Annotated in this window: 14 protein-coding genes; 2 read left to right on the forward strand and 12 right to left on the reverse strand. The window is 46.0% G+C overall.

The window, feature by feature from the left end; all coding sequences use genetic code 11:
• Window positions 1–4 precede the first annotated feature (4 nt).
• The 10 genes from ADU24_RS20005 to ADU24_RS20050 all read right to left on the reverse strand — a co-directional run bounded on the left by ADU24_RS20005 (window position 5) and on the right by ADU24_RS20050 (window position 12154).
• Window positions 5–1087, reverse strand: coding sequence for a glycosyltransferase (locus ADU24_RS20005; protein ID WP_053368286.1), 1083 nt, complete (start codon window positions 1085–1087; stop codon window positions 5–7).
• Window positions 1084–2229, reverse strand: coding sequence for a glycosyltransferase (locus tag ADU24_RS20010; protein WP_197277538.1), 1146 nt, complete (start codon window positions 2227–2229; stop codon window positions 1084–1086). The genes ADU24_RS20005 and ADU24_RS20010 overlap by 4 nt, the downstream gene beginning before the upstream one ends.
• A 9-nt stretch (window positions 2230–2238) precedes the next feature.
• Complete coding sequence (locus ADU24_RS20015; protein ID WP_053368288.1) at window positions 2239–3621, reverse strand: O-antigen polymerase; 1383 nt, start codon at window positions 3619–3621, stop codon at window positions 2239–2241.
• Between the two features lie 12 nt (window positions 3622–3633).
• Complete coding sequence (wecB, locus tag ADU24_RS20020) at window positions 3634–4695, reverse strand: non-hydrolyzing UDP-N-acetylglucosamine 2-epimerase (RefSeq protein ID WP_053368289.1); 1062 nt, start codon at window positions 4693–4695, stop codon at window positions 3634–3636.
• A gap of 85 nt (window positions 4696–4780) precedes the next feature.
• Entirely contained in the window at window positions 4781–6214 is a 1434-nt protein-coding gene (locus tag ADU24_RS20025) for a lipopolysaccharide biosynthesis protein (RefSeq protein WP_053368290.1), read from the reverse strand.
• Window position 6215: 1 nt separating this feature from the next.
• On the reverse strand, window positions 6216–6947 hold the full coding sequence (locus ADU24_RS20030) for an acyltransferase (protein ID WP_053369025.1): 732 nt from the start codon (window positions 6945–6947) through the stop codon (window positions 6216–6218).
• Window positions 6948–7102: 155 nt separating this feature from the next.
• Window positions 7103–8416 carry a nucleotide sugar dehydrogenase gene (locus tag ADU24_RS20035; protein WP_053368291.1) on the reverse strand — a complete coding sequence of 438 codons (1314 nt, stop codon included), beginning with the start codon at window positions 8414–8416 and terminating at the stop codon, window positions 7103–7105.
• Window positions 8417–8709: 293 nt separating this feature from the next.
• Entirely contained in the window at window positions 8710–9468 is a 759-nt protein-coding gene (locus ADU24_RS20040; protein WP_053368292.1) for a hypothetical protein, read from the reverse strand.
• A gap of 104 nt (window positions 9469–9572) precedes the next feature.
• A complete protein-coding gene (locus ADU24_RS20045; RefSeq protein WP_053368293.1) occupies window positions 9573–10685 on the reverse strand; it encodes a DegT/DnrJ/EryC1/StrS family aminotransferase in 1113 nt (370 codons plus the stop codon).
• Between the two features lie 389 nt (window positions 10686–11074).
• The gene (locus tag ADU24_RS20050) at window positions 11075–12154 is read right to left on the reverse strand and encodes a glycosyltransferase family 4 protein (protein ID WP_053368294.1); all 1080 of its coding nucleotides are present in this window, start codon (window positions 12152–12154) and stop codon (window positions 11075–11077) included.
• 351 nt (window positions 12155–12505) lie between these two features.
• On the opposite strand from ADU24_RS20050, the gene secA2 reads away from it, so the two are divergent.
• Together secA2 and ADU24_RS20060 are read left to right on the forward strand one after the other, a co-directional pair.
• A complete protein-coding gene (gene secA2, locus ADU24_RS20055; RefSeq protein ID WP_053368295.1) occupies window positions 12506–14881 on the forward strand; it encodes an accessory Sec system translocase SecA2 in 2376 nt (791 codons plus the stop codon).
• A gap of 17 nt (window positions 14882–14898) precedes the next feature.
• Window positions 14899–15765, forward strand: a complete 867-nt coding sequence (locus ADU24_RS20060) for an accessory Sec system S-layer assembly protein (RefSeq protein ID WP_231689653.1) — start codon at window positions 14899–14901, stop codon at window positions 15763–15765.
• Window positions 15766–15855: 90 nt separating this feature from the next.
• On the opposite strand, the gene ADU24_RS20065 is transcribed toward ADU24_RS20060, so the two are convergent.
• Window positions 15856–16530, reverse strand: a complete 675-nt coding sequence (locus ADU24_RS20065; protein ID WP_053368297.1) for a C40 family peptidase — start codon at window positions 16528–16530, stop codon at window positions 15856–15858.
• 231 nt (window positions 16531–16761) lie between these two features.
• A complete protein-coding gene (locus ADU24_RS20070; protein WP_053368298.1) occupies window positions 16762–17169 on the reverse strand; it encodes a hypothetical protein in 408 nt (135 codons plus the stop codon).
• Window positions 17170–17371 lie beyond the last annotated feature (202 nt).

Consider the following 17371-nt stretch of genomic DNA (forward strand, 5'->3'; position numbering starts at 1 on the left):
TGGCTTACTCCATCTTCAATGTCTCCCTGTATAGCTTAACCATATCGGCCGCATTTTGCGCCCAGTCATAGTTTTCATGGACATGCTGGATTCCATTAGCAGACATTTCCCGCCTTGTTTCCGGCTCCCTGATCAGCTTCAGGAAAGCTTCCGACAGCTCTTTCGGGTTTTCCTTTGGAACGACATAACCGGTCTTTCCTTCAATGACGACTTCCGGCAGGCCACCCACGTTCGATACGACTGGCGGGACGCCGCACGCCATGGCCTCAACCGCAGCCACGCCGAAGCTTTCGCTGTCTTCCGTTGACGGCACTGCGAAAATATTCATTCGATTGATGTAAACGGGAACTTCCGTATTCGGAACGCGCCCGGTAAATTCCGTGGCGTCTCCGATTCCAAGGTCCCGGGCAAGCTGTTCGTATTCAGCCCGCTGCGGCCCGTCTCCGACAATCAACAGCTTCGCGGAAGGGTAAACCTCATAAACCATTGCAAACGCCCTGATCAGGTCGGCAATGCCGTATTTATCGGACAGGGCTTTGACTGTTCCGATTGTGATGCCATCGTCGCCTGACTCAGCAGCCGGCTGTTCCAAAGGCTTGAATTTTTCCAAATCGACCCCAAAAGGCGTCACGTAAATATGCTTGCTTGTATATTTATTGGTTTCCACTGCCATGACATGGCTTGTTGAGCAGATCGTATCCGCCTTGCCAAGGGTGTATTCAACGATTTTCCTGTTGACGGAGCCCTGCTGCGGGAATTGGAAAATATCGCGTCCCCAGACGGATACATAATACGGCTTATAGCCGGCTAATGCGCCAATGAAGCCGTAGCTCGACACATAATGTGCGTGGAGGATGTCCGGCTTGAATTCCTTTAAAATCTTCCTCAGGCTGAACACACCCGAAAAATAGGAAAGTTTACCCGGCAGCAGCTTTGGAAGCTGGATGGTCTCCACTTCCTTTGCATTTTCCTCCGAATAGTGGTCGGCAAACGTGACAACTTTCACATCAATGCCATTATTTTTATAAAAAAGCGCCCATTTGTGGGTATGGATTGATCTTCCCGGCGCGAGCAGAAGGATTTTCACAGTCTGCCACCTCCAGTCAGGCTTTGATGTACCTTCTCCACCCTGGCTCTCCAGGAATGGTTCCGGATGAACGTCTCTTTAATATTTTCACGGTACTTCCCGGTTTCCCCGCTCATCTGGCTAATTGCCGCGGCCATTGAAGCGGGATTGTCCTCACAGATAAGGCCATAGCCGCCACCCTCAATGATTTCCTCCTGTGCGCTGCAATTCGTCCCGAGGACAGGCAGGCCATTGGAGAGGTACTCAACGAGCTTTACAGGGACGGAGAAGTCGTTGTAGGTGCTTTTGTAGCGTGGGATGAATGCGAAGTCCATTTCCAGGTAAAGGTCATTCAGGTCTTCGCCGCTCACATGGCGTACCGCCACTTCCTGTCTTTCAAGGCGTTCCTTTTTGTCAGCCGGAAGGTTTGCGAATTCATCCTCGCGGCAGACAACAGTCAGGTCGCATACCTTCCTATCGGCGTTCACTTTTTCAAGGGCATCAAGCAACAGGAAGAGCCCGTAATCTTCGTTGTTGATTCCGCCTACGTAAATTGCTTTTGACGGCGTGCCCGGTACGCTGCCATCCGCCCCCTCCAGTACATCGGCCTCCGAAGTTTCGGAAATTCGGTCCGTTCCACCCGGCGGCAGGGAAATCTTCGGTAGGTCTATATCGACAAAGCTGCCCATCGCATCGCTTGGAAGGAAGACAACCTTGCAGTATTTTTCGTAAAAACGCTCTTCCATCCTGTACACAAACTGCATGAGCGCCTTTTTGGCCCCCTTCAATGGATAGAGCTCATCGAACTTCCAGTACACATCCCTGTAAAAAACCCCGACAGGGACATTTTTTTTCCGTAAAAAAGACATTACAGCTGAGTCGACAAATGGCTGCTTCGGAATATGGCCTGAATCGGTCAGCCAGAACGGAATCGTCTGGTTTTCCATATAGCAGAACAGAAGATTGTCGAGACGCCCTTCCGATTTCCATTGCTCAAACAGTGCGGAACGTTCCTTTGACTGGCCGGACAGGAGCAGGATGTCAATTCCGTGCTCCTTCCCCCATTCTAGGAAGGCTTCGTGCATTTTCTTCGGCCGGAGCTTCGAGCCGCTGTTTGCATTCTTGGCAAGCTGAAAGGGATAGTAAAGCAATACAGTTTTCATTATTTCCTCCTAACGCCCTACTCTCGATCTTCTATGCCGGAGGAAGGCAAACAAATCGATCCGCAAGCGAATAAATACGATGATTCCGACAAAAAGGASCGTAATCATCACCCAGATCGGATTAAATAGAAAGTCACTGAACCCACCGACAAGCGTGCGAGGGATGTTGACGGTAAAATAAATGAACAGGCACAGGAACACAGGGTTCTTCGGCAGCCTTAAAAATGCAATATACAATGCCTGTACAAGGGCGGCAATATAAACGGTTCCGGCTATTACACCGAGCATGCCGAAATTGGCGTACGCTTCGGCGATGAATAGAGTATTCAACACACCGGCCGTGCCTTGTTCTACCTTTTCCGGGAAGACCCTTTCCATGACAAGCCTTGCGGAACGCACCTGTTCGACATCAAACAACCCGATGAGGGACGAAGGCAAGCTCCTTCCTTCAAGGAATGGCCTTGCCTCATTGAAGGTATCGAAGTGCAGGAATGTCGGCGAAATCTGCGCGAAAATCATCCTGCCGATTGGGCCGGAGTTATACGATAAATACGCATCGATATTCGTTACGCCCTGGATCACGACGTACATGCCAACCAGCAAAATCGCACCGAGCGAACCCCATGCGAGAAGCCTGCCCCACGTAAAGCGGAGCTTCCCTATATACAGCATCAGCAGCATGAACATGATGATGTAAAAGAAAATTGGTGATTTCGCAAGGTCATACACACTGATCAGGATGGCACCGCAAAACAGTACCGCAAAGAGTACCTGCCATTTCGGATCCTTTGTCCTTGCGGCATACACATAAGCCACGAGAGACAGGATTGGCGTAAGTGCGATCGCGAAAATATTCCGGATAAGTACATTGCCGCCAAAGTTCCGCTGGGCGCTTATCCTCAATTCCCCCGGCGAAAGCCCCGACCTGTGCAGGACAAGGTCGAGAATCGGGATATGCGTTGTTTTCAGCATCGTATAGGCAATCGCCGCAAGCGAGACGAGCGAGATACCAAGGAAAATCAGGAAAAAATCCTTCCTTCCGGCGAAGGGAAGCTCAACCGGCTTTTCCAGGTAGGTGTTGTATTCCTTTTTCGCATCAAACCCGACGAGCCTCCCAATTAAGTACATGACAAGCGGGAAAACGAGCATCACAAACGAGATGGCAAAAAAGCCGACGTAACGATTGTAGTCAAATACCATCCTGTTGATCATATAGTAATGATCGACGCCCATCGCAATCAGCAGGGCGCCGATATAGCTGGAAATGAAAAACGAATAGTAAAAAATGATTGAATTCATATTAGGCTTTAATAGGCTCAGGCTCCCGCTTGCCCTCTTAAAGAAAAAGATGGAGCCCGAAAGGACAACAAGCCAGATTAGGAGAAAGAGCATAGCCTGTCCACCTTACGATTGAGTTTCAATGATTTCAACAATTTTCTCGGAAGCCATCCCATCACCGAACACGTCCTTGTAGGATGGAGTAACATTCTTTTGGACTGCTTCAAGGATTCTCGCGACCGAGGTGCCCGCAATGATATTTGCATCTTCCTCAAGTGTTTCTACCCATTCAGTCTGTTCGCGGACTGTGATGCAAGGAACCTTCATAAAATAGGCTTCCTTTTGAACGCCGCCTGAATCGGTGATGATTTTATTTGCATTTGATACCAATGTCAGCATGTCCAGGTAGCCCACCGGCTCAATCAGTTTAAGATTCGGAATAGAGTTGATATCAATGCCGTAGGAGGCCAGCTTGTTTTTCGTTCTTGGATGGAGCGGCCAAACCTTGACCGTATCGATCTTCGAGAATGCCTCGAGGATGTTTTGCATATTTTGTACATCATCCGTATTTTCCGCGCGGTGGATGGTGATGAGATGATACTCCTTCTTCTCAAGCCCATTGTCCTCAAGGATCGTCGACTTTTCTTCTGCAATCGCGCGGTTGTAAAGGACTGCGTCATACATGACATCGCCAATATTAAAGACATTCCTCGTGATGTTTTCGTTCTTCAGGTTTTCGACAGCCGTGTCGGTCGGACAGAACAGGTATTCCGATACATGGTCCGTCATGATCCGGTTGATTTCTTCCGGCATTTTCTTATTGAAGCTGCGCAGGCCGGCTTCAATGTGGATGACCGGGATATGAAGCTTTGCGGCAACGAGCGCGCCGGCAAGCGTGGAGTTGGTGTCCCCGTATACGAGCAAATAGTCCGGCTTTTCATCCAGGACAATCTCCTCAAGCTTCTGAAGCATTTCGCCTGTCTGCTTGCCGTGGTTGCCGGAACCGACTGCCAGGTGGTAATCAGGCTTCGGGATGTTCAATTCTTCAAAGAAAATATCGGACATGTTCGGGTCGTAATGCTGTCCGGTGTGTACGATGATCTCTGTATGATTTTCACGCAGGACGCGCGATACGGGCGCCGCTTTAATGAATTGCGGGCGGGCGCCGAGGACGGTAATAATCTTCACGGATTTGCCTCCTTAAACACTCACAAATTGATTTTTCTTTCCAGTGAACCTATCTGTTATATCACTATTCTTTTTAAAAAGCCCCTTACCGGACAGCAACGTCGCCAGCTTTCTTCCTCAGGTCCTTGTCGACGCGGCTAATGGCGATTGCCACCGCGACTGCCAGCCATGCGAGTCCCTGGTACGTCCACCCGAGGCCGTTTTCCTGGACATAGATAATCCCGACAACAGCCGCAAGCATGACCGTGAACAAGAACGCCATTTTGCCGAATGACACTGGCACGTAGTATTCCTTCTGGCTTTTTCGGAAAATGAAGATGACCGCAAGCATATAGGAAATGACATACGATGCGACCGCGCCCCAAATCGAGAACGTTGGAATCAATGCCAGGTTAAGCACAGTGTTCACCACAGCGATGATGCCGAATGCAAGGGAAATAAAGGATGTTTTTTTTGTAAAAAATAGCCCTGACGAAATGATCAGGTAATAAAAATTCAGGAATACAGCCGCTGAGACGAGGGCGACATATTTATACGCTTCATAAAACTCGTTATCAAGAATCCGGATGACCCATGGCATTGCCGTGGCAATCGCCATGATGCCGAAAATACCAAGAAGCAAAAGCGCCATATAAATTTTCGAAAAAAGAAGCGGGCTTGTTTCCTTGTCCTTAATATTCATTGAATATGGGCGCCAAGCCATCTGGACTCCGCTTGTCAGCAAAGTAATAATGGTCGCAAGCCTCGTCGCTGCGCCATAAATCCCAACCTCAGCCGTTGACTGGAACGCCTGGAGGACAAACACGCTCAGGTTGGCGATCACCCAAAATGCGAGAGAAGCGGGCACGAGTGGCGCCGCATATTTCAGCATTTCCTTCATCATGTGCATATCGATTTTCGGCTTCAGGTATTTAATGCTTGTCGCTAGCATAAGGACAAAGATTAGCCCAAACCCGGCGAACCGGCCCCAAAGGATGCCTGCCGCCGACTGCATGAAATATTTCAGGAAAAGGTAGGAGAAAACCGCCATCAAGAGCATTTTCCCGACGGTAAAGATGACAACCTTCTTTGTTTTGAAATCAAAGCGCATGACCATCAGGACAACGATTGTGACTGTATCAACGAGAAGCGTTGCAATCGAGATATACAATAGGTCTACGTGGCTTGCATCCCCTTTAAAGAGCATCGCGGAAATCTGAGGCCCCGCCGTAACAACGGCAAGCGCCAGAATTCCGACAATCACAAGCCGGAAATACATCACATTCCTGACATGCTGAAGACGCTTCTCCTTGTCCTTCGTGTCAAAATAATAAAACGACAAAGCCGAATCCGTGCCGAAAATTATCAGGAACGTCAGCATCGCAGTCCATTTGTCGACAATATCCAGGTACCCGTATTTCTCAGGGTTCAGGAATTTCGTATAAATCGGCAGCATGACAAACGCAATCAGCTTCGTACCGACATTCATAAATGCGTAAAGGAGCGAATCCGCTCCTAAACGCTTAAATTGGGCCAGCACCCTATAACAGCTCCCGTTCATCCACTGAACGGACAAACTTGGCCGGAACACCCTTTATAAGGGCTTTCGGCTCGGTATCTTTCGTCACAAGTGCACCGGCCGCAACAAATGTTTCTTCCTCGATTGTAATGCCAGGCAAAATGATTGAAGCGCCCCCGACCCTCGCGCCTTTTTTAACATAAGCGCCTTTGATTTTATCAAACCGCTCTTCAGTCCTACCCATGAAATTATCATTCGTCGTCGTAACGCACGGAGCAATAAAGACATGATCCTCAAGCGTTGTGTAGGCTGTGATATACGAGTTGGATTGAATCTTGGTCCGGTCGCCGATTTTGACATAGTTCTCGACGGTTACACCTCGGCCAACGATTACGGCTTCTCCAATTTCAACATTTTCCCTGACGCTCGCAAGGTCCGCAATCAATGTACCGGAGCCGATTTTTGCTCCCCTGTACACAACACAGTTGGCACCAATTGTCACATCATCCGCAAGTTCAAGTGGCGGCAATGTTCCGGTAAGCTTGACTGTGCTTGTCTTCCCCGGCTTCGGCTGCTTGCCGAGCACAGCTCCATCAGCCACGGTTGTATTTTCCCCGATAACCGTACCTTCGTGGATTGTCACACGGTTGCCGATAACGGCGCCGGAACCGATGCGGACATCTTTTTCAATAACAGTAAAGTGGCCAACTGAAACATTAGAGCCTAGGACTGCAGAAGGATCGATATAATTCATGAAATAAATCTCCCTTTTGAATGTTATGTAGGCAAGGGCCGGCTTTTTCCCGGCCCCCTCAATTTCTATCTCATGCTTTTCGTACCTGTTCAATTCACCTTACAGGCAAATTCGGGCTTTCGTTTTTCGAATCCCTTTATACTATACGTTGATTATTACAGCTTTACGTACCTGTTCGGCTTTTCAACATCTTTCAGCGCGTTGCGGGTATCGAAAATAACTTTGCTTTCCTGTGCAATCATGTTGTAGTCAAAGTCGGAATGGTCCGTAGCGATAATAACCAAATCGGATTCCTGAAGCAGTTCCTTCGTCAATTCGACCGTTTCCATCTTCATATTGCAAGAACGGAAGCTTTTAACATACGGGTCAACGACTTTGAAGTCCGCTCCGTGGTGGTCCAGAAGCTCGATAATTTTCAATACCGGCGATTCACGGACATCATCAATATCTTTCTTATACGCGACGCCAAGTACGGCGACTTTCGCGTTGCGGAGAGCTTTTCCTTCATCATTGAGGATTTGCATCATCCGGTTGATAACGTATTCCGGCATGGCGTTGTTGATTTCCCCTGCAAGCTCGATCAGGCGGGTATGGTAATTGTACTCACGAGCCTTCCATGTCAGATAGAATGGGTCGATTGGAATGCAGTGGCCGCCAAGCCCTGGGCCCGGATAAAACGCCATGAAGCCATATGGCTTAGTTTTAGCGGCATCAATCACTTCCCAAACATCAATGCCCATCTTGTCGCAAAGGATCGCCATTTCATTGGCAAGCGCAATGTTGATATGGCGGAATGTATTTTCGAAAATTTTCTCCATTTCAGCGATTGCCGGAGAAGAAACCTCGTGAACATCCCCTTCAAGGACGTTCCGGTAAAGAGCCGCGGCAACTTTCGTACAGTTTGGCGTAATGCCGCCGACAACTTTTGGCGTATTCTTCGTTTTGAACTGCTTATTGCCCGGATCGACCCGTTCAGGAGAGTAGGCAATGAATACTGTTTCGCCTGTAACAAGGCCTTTGGATTCAAGGGCTGGCTTTACGATCTCTTCAGTTGTGCCTGGGTAGGTTGTCGATTCAAGGACAACGAGCATCCCTTCATGGGCAAATTTTGCAATTTCATTTGCCGAGCTTTTCACATAGGAAGTATCAGGCTGCTGATAAATGTCAAGCGGAGTTGGAACACAGATAGCCACGGCATCCACTTCTTTGATGCGGGCATAGTCGGTTGTTGCCTGAAGCCTGCCGTTGTCAATGATTTCTTTCAATTCGGCGTCCACAACGTCGCCAATATAGTTGATTCCCATATTAACCTGTTCAACGCGTGATGCCTGGACATCGAAACCGATGACCTTATAGCCTGCTTTTGCCTTTTCAACTGCTAGCGGCAGGCCGACATAGCCTAGGCCGACAACCCCGATTACTGCTTCCTTATTTTCAATCTTTTTAATTAAGTTTTCATATGAACCCATGATTTCTTCTCCTTTACTTTGCGAATCACTGGACTTGTTATTTGTTAAATAGTTGTTGATCCCCACTCTCTAGCTGGGCGCTAATCAACGTAAAATAAATCAATGCTTCCAAAAATTGAAGCCGGCTTTGAGTCTATTACCCGGCAATTACCCTTTTCATGATAAGGGACAATTTTTTGTTAGTTTATCATTTAATTATCGTTAAATTCAAACCATCACCATGCAGCTTCCAGCAATTACAATTAACTGGGCGGAATCACCACTTCTGGAAGTCAAAATTGCTTAATGCTCAATTAATCGAGAAACGAGCCTCTTTCCTTATAAAACTTTCTCGCATCCGACAGGTATTTCATCAGGGCCAATATGGCTACTGTCAGGATAAGTCCCAGGATAATGCCAATTGCAAGGCTTTCCGGGATATAGGATTTAGTCTGATGGATCTCATAAGGCAGGATTTGTGGCATGGAGAAGAGCTTGATATCGCCTATCATTTTATTCGCCCGGTCACTGGCCCTTGTCTGTTCATCCAGCGATTTTCCGATTAATTCCAAGTAATCTTTTTCTCGTGTCAAATCCATATTTTCGTCCGCCACTCTTTCGTTGTAGAACGTTAAATTGGACTCAAGGACATCTGCTCTTTTTTGAAGTACGGCAAGTTGCTCGGACGTAATATCAATCCTTAAATTGGCATGCTTCTCAAGATCAGACAAGTATTGCTTCGTCACCTGATCAAGTACTTGTTCTGCCTCAGCTTTGGACTTTGCTTTGACTGTAAACTTCACCTTGCCCTTTTCGGATACAAAAGGTGGTTCAAGTCCCTTTACATCCTGATACTTGGCCTCAATAACATCCGGGTCGGTAAGTTCTCTATCAGTAACAGACCCTGTAAAGACCTTCCCTTCCGCAATATACCCGCGGCTATCCGCTTTCAGAATATACACCGCCGCCGCAATTAGAACCGCTGTGGCAAGCGGGATAATGACGAAGAGCCATTTTCTTTTCCAAAAATAAGACAAATATTCATATAAAACGTATTTCTTTTGTTCCGCCAATTCGGCACCATCCTCTACAAAAATTCTTGAATTGCTGCCTTAGCAGTCTGGCGCAAAGGCAAGCAAAGAAAACGCCCCCGTTTTTTGGCGACGTTTTCCAGTCATTATTTATTGTAAAATTCAGCAATTTTCGAAACGACATACTCCTGCTGTTCCTGTTTCAATTCAGGGAACATCGGCAGTGAAAGCGCTTCATTCGCCGCCTTTTCAGCAAGCGGCAAATCCCCTTCCTTGTAGCCCAGGTTTTTAAAGACAGGCTGTACATGAAGCGGAAGCGGGTAATAAATCATTGTCGCCACGCCTTGTTCCTTCAAGTATGCCTGAAGTTCATCACGATTTTCGGCACGGATGGTGTACTGATGGAACACGTGGTAGTTCCCTTCCACCTCAACCGGAACCTGTACATGGCCCCCAACCTTTTCCTGTAAAAGCCTTGTGTATTCAGCGGCTTTTTCACGGCGCAGTTCGCCCCATTTTGGAAGATGCGGGAATTTCACGTTCAGGATGGCTGCCTGCATTTCATCAAGCCGGCTGTTGTAGCCCAGGACATGGTGGTAATATTTCGGCTTGCTTCCATGGACGCGGATGACACGCATTTTTTCTGCCGTATCATCGTTGTTGGTTACAATCATGCCGGCATCCCCATATGCACCAAGGTTTTTGGTAGGGAAAAAGCTGTAGGTTGCAGCGTCGCCAAGCTCACCGACAGACTGCCCGTTTTGCTTTGCCCCGATTGCCTGGGCAGCGTCTTCAACAATATACAAATTGTTCTTTTTCGCGATTTCCGCTAATTTCTCCATATCTGCCATTTGGCCATACAGATGGACAGGAAGGATGGCTTTTGTTTTATCCGTAATCGCTTCCTCGACCTTGGCCGGATCGATATTAAAGGTTACCGGGTCAATATCAACGTATACAGGCGTTGCGCCGGCACGGACAATCGCTCCGCCGGTAGCAAAGAATGTGAACGGGGTTGTAATGACTTCATCCCCGGGACCCACTCCCAATCCCTGCAAAGCTATATGTATAGCATCGCTGCCGTTCGCGCATCCAACCGCATGAGCGACATTGCTGAATTCGGCAACATCTTGTTCAAGCTTCTTCACATTGCTGCCCAGAATGAACTGCGAGGAGCTCATTACTTGATCCAGCACGTCCAGAATTTCAGAACGAAGGCCCTGATATTGTTCACTAAGATCGAGCATAGGCACTTTCATAGGTAAACCTCCAATAGTGTAAAATCGGCATGTTTTTTAAATAAAAACATGTCTTAGTTTAACATATTTTCCGTATTAAAAACCGCCATACTTTGACAAAAAAAGCATAACTTTATTCGACACAGCCCATTACTTGGAAAAAATAATCGGAAACACACTTATTTTTGCATAAAACAAGGCAAAAGGGAAATAATTTCTTACTAGAAAGGCAATTGTGTGCACGTTTTCCGTTTCATTGCACGAAAAAGGCCCGGCTGCCGCCGGGCCCGGACAGGCTTGCAAGTTGCTGGAAGCCTTGATATTTGTTTAATCGCTTTAACATTCATAAAACAGCCATTAACTTTACGCTGTTGCATAAAACTGACAGTGCAGGCAATCATATGAGAAAATTAGTAGCGCCTTCCGCCAACGGGCCTTTTCTGGGTGAGTTTTCTAAAGAGCCCAAGAATGGGCTTGTACTTTACGTGGACAATACCAATCAATTCGGCAAACACTTCCGTGATCACCAGAAGGCCGAAAATGATGAAAATTGAGCCCCAGAGCGTTGATTCGGACAGCAGAACCGCGGCTGCGCTGAACAAAATGCCAAATGCATAAATGGCCAGGACCGTATTGCGGTGCGACAGCCCCAAATCAAGCAGCCTATGGTGAAGGTGCGATTTATCCGGTGCCGAAATCGGTCTTTTATTTACAATCCGGCGGATAATGGCAAACGTGGTATCAAATACCGGAACCCCGAGTATAATAATCGGGACAAGGAAACTGAACAGCGTAACACTTTTATAAAGCCCAAGCAGCGACAATATCGAGATGGAGTAACCGAGGAACAAGGCTCCGGTGTCTCCCATAAATATTTTCGCCGGATGGAAATTATAAAACAGGAATCCAATGATGCTTCCGAGAAGGATAAGCGAAAGCGTGAAAATAAGCACCTTYCCAGCCAGCGCAGCCAAAATGGCAATCGTAGCGATCCCGATTGCGGAAACCCCCGCCGAAAGCCCGTCAAGACCATCGATCAGGTTGATGGCATTTGTAATGGCAACAATCCAGAAAATAGTTAGAGGATAGCTCCACAATCCTAATTCGAAGCTGCCGATATACGGAATGGTAACAAGGTCAATTTTCAGCCCGCTTGCAAGAATAAGCGCAGCAACGATGAGCTGGCCGGCTAATTTTGTTTTTGCGGAAAGTTCGAATTTATCATCAAGAATCCCAATTAGGATAATCAGGATTGCTCCTACGCTGATTGTATTTACTTTTTGTTCATAAAGGCCGCCAGCGAGATAGCCGGCAATTACTCCAAGGAATATGGCAAGCCCGCCGAGACGGGGCATAATTTTCTGATGGACTTTTCTTTCGTTCGGTTTGTCAATTGCTCCAAACCAAACAGCGAATTTAATGACAAGTGGCGTGAGTACCAGGACAGTTATCAATGCAGCAAAAAAAGCCAGGATAGCTTGTGTGTACATACATCATCACCTTTTGTAGGTTTGTTTTAGTCTTCCCAATCATTCCTATCGTAACACATATAGCAGGTTAAGCAATGATTTTTTAATTGGGATGCATCTTTACGGAACCCTCCAGGCAAACTAGTTAGGAAAATAGTCTGCCGCCTACCTTTCATTACCCGCCCTCCCTACTCGAAAAACTGTGCCTTTCTCCTTATAACGACGAGATTCTCTCCTTAAAAGTTTCACCATGCCCGGGCAAGCCCCTCTTCCACCTTGGGAAATTATCCCTGTGCCGGTTTTCGACCATTTCCTTCCTATGTATGGTATAATGCGTCTAGACCATTCTATACCTATACAGGAGAGAAAATTATGCTAGCGAAGGTTAAAATGCTTTTCAGCGACAGCAGCCGGGAAGTTAGGCGATTGTCGAAAATCGTTGATAAAATCAATGCACTTGAAAAACAATTCGAAAGCCTCAGCGATGAGGAATTAAAAAACAAAACTGAGTTTTTTGTGGAAGAATTGGAAAAAGGCAAGACCCTTGATGATATAAAGGCTGAAGCGTTTGCCGTAGTCCGGGAAGCATCAAAGCGCGTCCTGGGGCTTCGGCATTTTGACGTCCAGCTGATCGGCGGGCTCGTCCTTCATGAAGGGAGCATCGCCGAAATGCAGACGGGCGAAGGAAAAACGCTTGTCGCAACATTGCCAAGCTATCTCCACGGCCTTACAAACAAAGGCGTCCATATTATTACTGCAAATGAATATCTGGCAAGAAGAGACTTTGAACAAATGGGCAAGGTCCATGAATTTCTAGGATTAAAAGTTGGCTTGAATATTTCCGAAATGTCGCCTGAAGCCAAGCGTGAGGCGTATGCCGCCCATATTACGTATGGAACTGGAACTGAGTTTGGCTTTGATTATTTGCGCGACAACATGGTGTTCAATATAAATGACAAGGTCCAGCGTCCGCACCATTATGCGATTGTCGATGAAATAGACAGCATCCTGATTGATGAGGCGCGGACTCCGCTCATCATTGCCAACAAATCAAGCCATGGGGCCGATTTATTTTACATTACAGCAGAATTAATGAAAACATTTGAAGCTGATTCCGACTATGAACTGTTCTCGGAAACAAAGCAAATTTACCTGAAGGACAATGGCGCGGCAAAGGTCGAGAAGGCGTTTGGCATCGCGAACCTTTATGACGCCGAGCATCAGGATCTTCTGCATAATGTCGTTCAGTCCTTAAAAGCGGCTTTCACCATGAAGATCGATGTCGATTATATCGTCAAGGATGGGAAAATTGCGCTGATCGATAAATTTACCGGCCGGATCATGGAGGGCAGGACTTTCAGCGAAGGGCTCCACCAGGCACTTGAAGCAAAGGAAGGCCTTGAAATTACCGAGGAAAACGAATCCCAGGCGACCATCACAATCCAGAACTACTTCCGTATGTACAGTCAGCTTTGCGGAATGACAGGGAGCGCGACCCCTTCCAAGGAAGAGTTCCTCGAAACATACGACCTGCACGTAGTTTCTGTACCGCCGAACCGCCCAGTCCAACGAATCGATATGGACGACCTTATCTACAGGGATAAAAAATCGAAAATGCGCCGGATTATAGAAGAGGTCCAAACTGTCCACGCAACCGGAAGGCCGATCCTTATCGGAACGACCTCGATTGAACAATCGGAAACCCTGTCGAAGCTTCTAAAAGAAAAACGGATCAAACACCAAATCCTGAATGCGAAAACGGAAGAAGATGAAGCCGCAATCATCCAAACCGCCGGACAAAAAGGCCAGATCATGATTGCGACGAATATGGCCGGCCGCGGGACCGATATTACCCTCGGCCCGGGCGTCAAGGAGCTTGGCGGCCTTCATATCATCGGAACCGAGCGGCATGAAAGCTTCAGGATTGACATGCAGCTGAGGGGGCGTTCTGGTCGCCAAGGCGATCCAGGTTCCACCATTTTCATTATTTCCCTCGAGGATGACCTTTTTGTCTATTACGACGAGGAGGAGATGGAACGCTACCTGAAGAAGGTGAAAACAGATGAAACCGGACTTGTCCTGTCACCGGACCCGCATAAATTCGTGCTCAAGGTCCAGCAGACAGTCGAATACGCCCACCACTCTTCAAGGAAGCATATCCTGAAGCTCGACAATGTCCTGGATAGCCAGAGCAAGATAATTTATTCTATGCGAGACAGGGTACTTAACACCGAGCCTAAAGATATATTTCCAGAATTGACCGATTATATAAAAAACTACATTAGGGCAATTGTCGATAAATACTGCCCGGATAACAGTGACATGAATGCTGGGGGATGGAATTTAAAAGGCCTTATACAGGAACTTGGGTTTGTGTTTATTCATTTCAAAATGAAAGTTGAAGATATCGAAGATCTTACCAAAGATGAGATTCTAATCAGCTTAATGAAGGAATATGAAGCACTCAAAAAAGAAATTCTTTCACTGCAGGAAGACGAGAATCTTGGTAAACAGCTTAAAATATTCCTACTTCAAATGATTGACATGAATTGGATCCAACACCTTGTTCTAATGACACAATACAAGGATGGAGTCGGTTTAAGAGGTTACAGCCAGGAAGACCCTTATCGTCTTTTCGAATTTGACGCACTCCGGGAATTCAACGAGCTCTTGTTTCAAATCGAATCCGGTGTCACTATCCGGTTTATTGAATATATAAAGAGCCAAAATAAGTTTCAAAGTGAATAATTCTAGGGGGAATAATAGTGACATTAGAAAGTAATAATTTTGAAAAAGGGAATGAAGAAAAAAATATATCGAACGAAGAAGGTCGCGTAAAAACGACCCTAATCTTCCATCCAGATTGGGAACTTTCAAGCTCGGAACGGTATATTTATATGTTTCAACATCAGCAACTTACTTTATTAAAGCCGAACCAGGTTTCTATAGATGGTATAAAACTTTTAAATTATAACGATGGTTTTGTGGTTGTCGCCTTCCTCCGAAACACACTGGATAAACCTATACACTTTGAATCTATTAACCTTATTCTCCTTAATGGCGAGGGACAAGCGTTAGCTAAAAGGAGGTTTGATTTGGATACTCTTGGTGAAATTCCAGCACACTCTTGTATACCATGGAGATTTCTTTTCGAGGAAAGTGATAAGCTCGGTGAAACCATTCCTGAAACAGGGTGGAGAATTGAATTTGAGCTTGTACAATCCCGGGAAGATAAACCCCATGAATTGGATCTTGCTCCTAGTTGGGAGGATCAACTAGGACCGGAACAGAAGGAAAATCTAAGAAAAATTGTTGCCGACCTACCCAAACTTGAACCCAATCAAGTAAATATTATGGGATTTAAAGCTGAATTTTCCCCAGAAGGCCAACTTGGGGTAACAGTCATGATAAGGAATGGAAGTGAAAACGCCATTCAATTAGAGCAAATTCCATTGGCAATTGTGGATGCGACCGGGGATATTATCGCCAAGGGAGGCTTTAAACTTAATGATTTTAAGGTAAAGTCCAATGCAACACGACCATGGACTTTTGTATTTCCAAAAGAACTTCTTACAAAAGAAAACCCTGATATGTCCAGCTGGAAGGTAATAATGCCTACACAAAACCAATAATGCTTCGCAGCCCCTTTCAAAAGGGGGCTGTTTTTACTTTTCCCACAACAAAAACCTCCCAAGCCAGGAGGTTTTATTCTATGATTCTATTTAATTGCCCGCAGGCTTAAATTCGATGTGGGTTGCAATATTCGTTATGTAAAGCTGCGACCCAAGGTTGAATTGCCCCCCGTATAGTGAATCGCTTCCATATACACGGTAGGTTTCACCAGGATTGAGGACCCTTACTTCCTTCAGCTTACCGTTTTCGTCGCGTTGCCAAAGGTTCACTTTCTTTTTTATATAAACTTTCCCGATTTGCCCATCCTTCATTGGAGCAGGCTGTATGTACCTTCTTGCGCCTAGATATCTCTTCTTGTAATAGCTGTCATTCAGGCTGGCAATCGCAATTCCCTTTGGTGAGGCATGAATGAATTTATTGTCTCCGAGATAGATACCGGAATGGGATGGGCCAGCTTTATAAGTCGTGAAGAACACGAGGTCGCCCGGAACCCTGTCGGCCGAATCGATTTTTTCGCCCTGGGCAAACTGGTCCGCGCTCGTCCGCGGGAGCTCCACCCCAAATTCGCTATATACATAGGAGACATAGCCAGAACAATCGAATCCGGATGGCGTCGTGCCGCCCCATTTATATGGAACACCAATAAATTTTTGCGCATAATCCGTCAAATCCACAATTTCTGCAGCATGAACTTTCCCTTGGCCCACAGTGAACAAAGCTATGATTAACATTAGTAAACATGATAGATTTCTAACCTTTTTCATCAGCAACCCCCAAAAAGTCTCTCTTTGTCGAATTTGCAAAAATTATGGAATTTCTTACAACATATGTACATTTTAGTATAGGAATTTGTTAGAGTCTATTTCACTAGTTTTACAAATGCCGTTTTTATATTACATTTTTGTTACAAAGGTTTAAATAACATCTGAATCGGGAATGAAAATATATTCTGGCCAAAATAAAAAGGCAAGCTCACTATAGAGCCCGCCTTCTGCTTAACTGAATTCCGGCCAGTTCTTCTGGAATTCATCGCCTTCGATTTTTTCAATTGTACGATATTTCAAGGGAAGCAGTTCGCCTTCTTGTTTATCAAGAAATTTCATTGCGAGTTCAAACGGAATGAGGTCGTACTGGTCTTGGCTTTCCGCTATAAAATAAACGCCAAGTATTTTCCCCGATTGCTTCGGATCTAAATTAAGGAATGCCGGATAGTATGAGAGATCACTCGATTCCAGCACAGCTTTGGCTGTAATGGTTCCATCTTCTTCTACTTCAAGCGGCTCATTGCTAATTTTTTCGAGTGCTTTGACTGCCCATCCCTGTTTTTTATATCCTCCAATAATTTTCGGAGGGTTTTCCTTCAATTGTTCCAAAAGCTCATTTTGACCATTTAAGTGTTCCATTGCTAAAAATACTCCCTCCAGCTCTTAAGATAGTGGATACAATAAGTAGAGATTCACAGTAGTAATATGCTTTTTTAGCATAATCAATAGTAACAAGATTGTAAACATATCATCTTATTATTATCATAATGGTTATTAAACTGCAAACATCTGTTTCTAATCCCTTTTACTCAGCAAAGTAAATTGGCTATCTTGGCGCAAG

It is taken from the genome of Bacillus sp. FJAT-27245, from assembly GCF_001273955.1.
Classification (GTDB): domain Bacteria; phylum Bacillota; class Bacilli; order Bacillales; family Cytobacillaceae; genus Bacillus_D.

Bases quoted from the DNA above. Each gene is read 5' to 3' on its own strand.
- ADU24_RS20010 (WP_197277538.1), bottom strand. From the start codon at position 2,229: ATGAAAACTGTATTGCTTTACTATCCCTTTCAGCTTGCCAAGAATGCA.
- ADU24_RS20030 (WP_053369025.1), bottom strand. From the start codon at position 6,947: ATGAATTATATCGATCCTTCTGCAGTCCTAGGCTCTAATGTTTCAGTT.
- ADU24_RS20035 (WP_053368291.1), bottom strand. From the start codon at position 8,416: ATGGGTTCATATGAAAACTTAATTAAAAAGATTGAAAATAAGGAAGCA.
- ADU24_RS20045 (WP_053368293.1), bottom strand. From the start codon at position 10,685: ATGAAAGTGCCTATGCTCGATCTTAGTGAACAATATCAGGGCCTTCGT.
- secA2 (WP_053368295.1), top strand. From the start codon at position 12,506: ATGCTAGCGAAGGTTAAAATGCTTTTCAGCGACAGCAGCCGGGAAGTT.
- ADU24_RS20065 (WP_053368297.1), bottom strand. From the start codon at position 16,530: ATGAAAAAGGTTAGAAATCTATCATGTTTACTAATGTTAATCATAGCT.
- ADU24_RS20070 (WP_053368298.1), bottom strand. From the start codon at position 17,169: ATGGAACACTTAAATGGTCAAAATGAGCTTTTGGAACAATTGAAGGAA.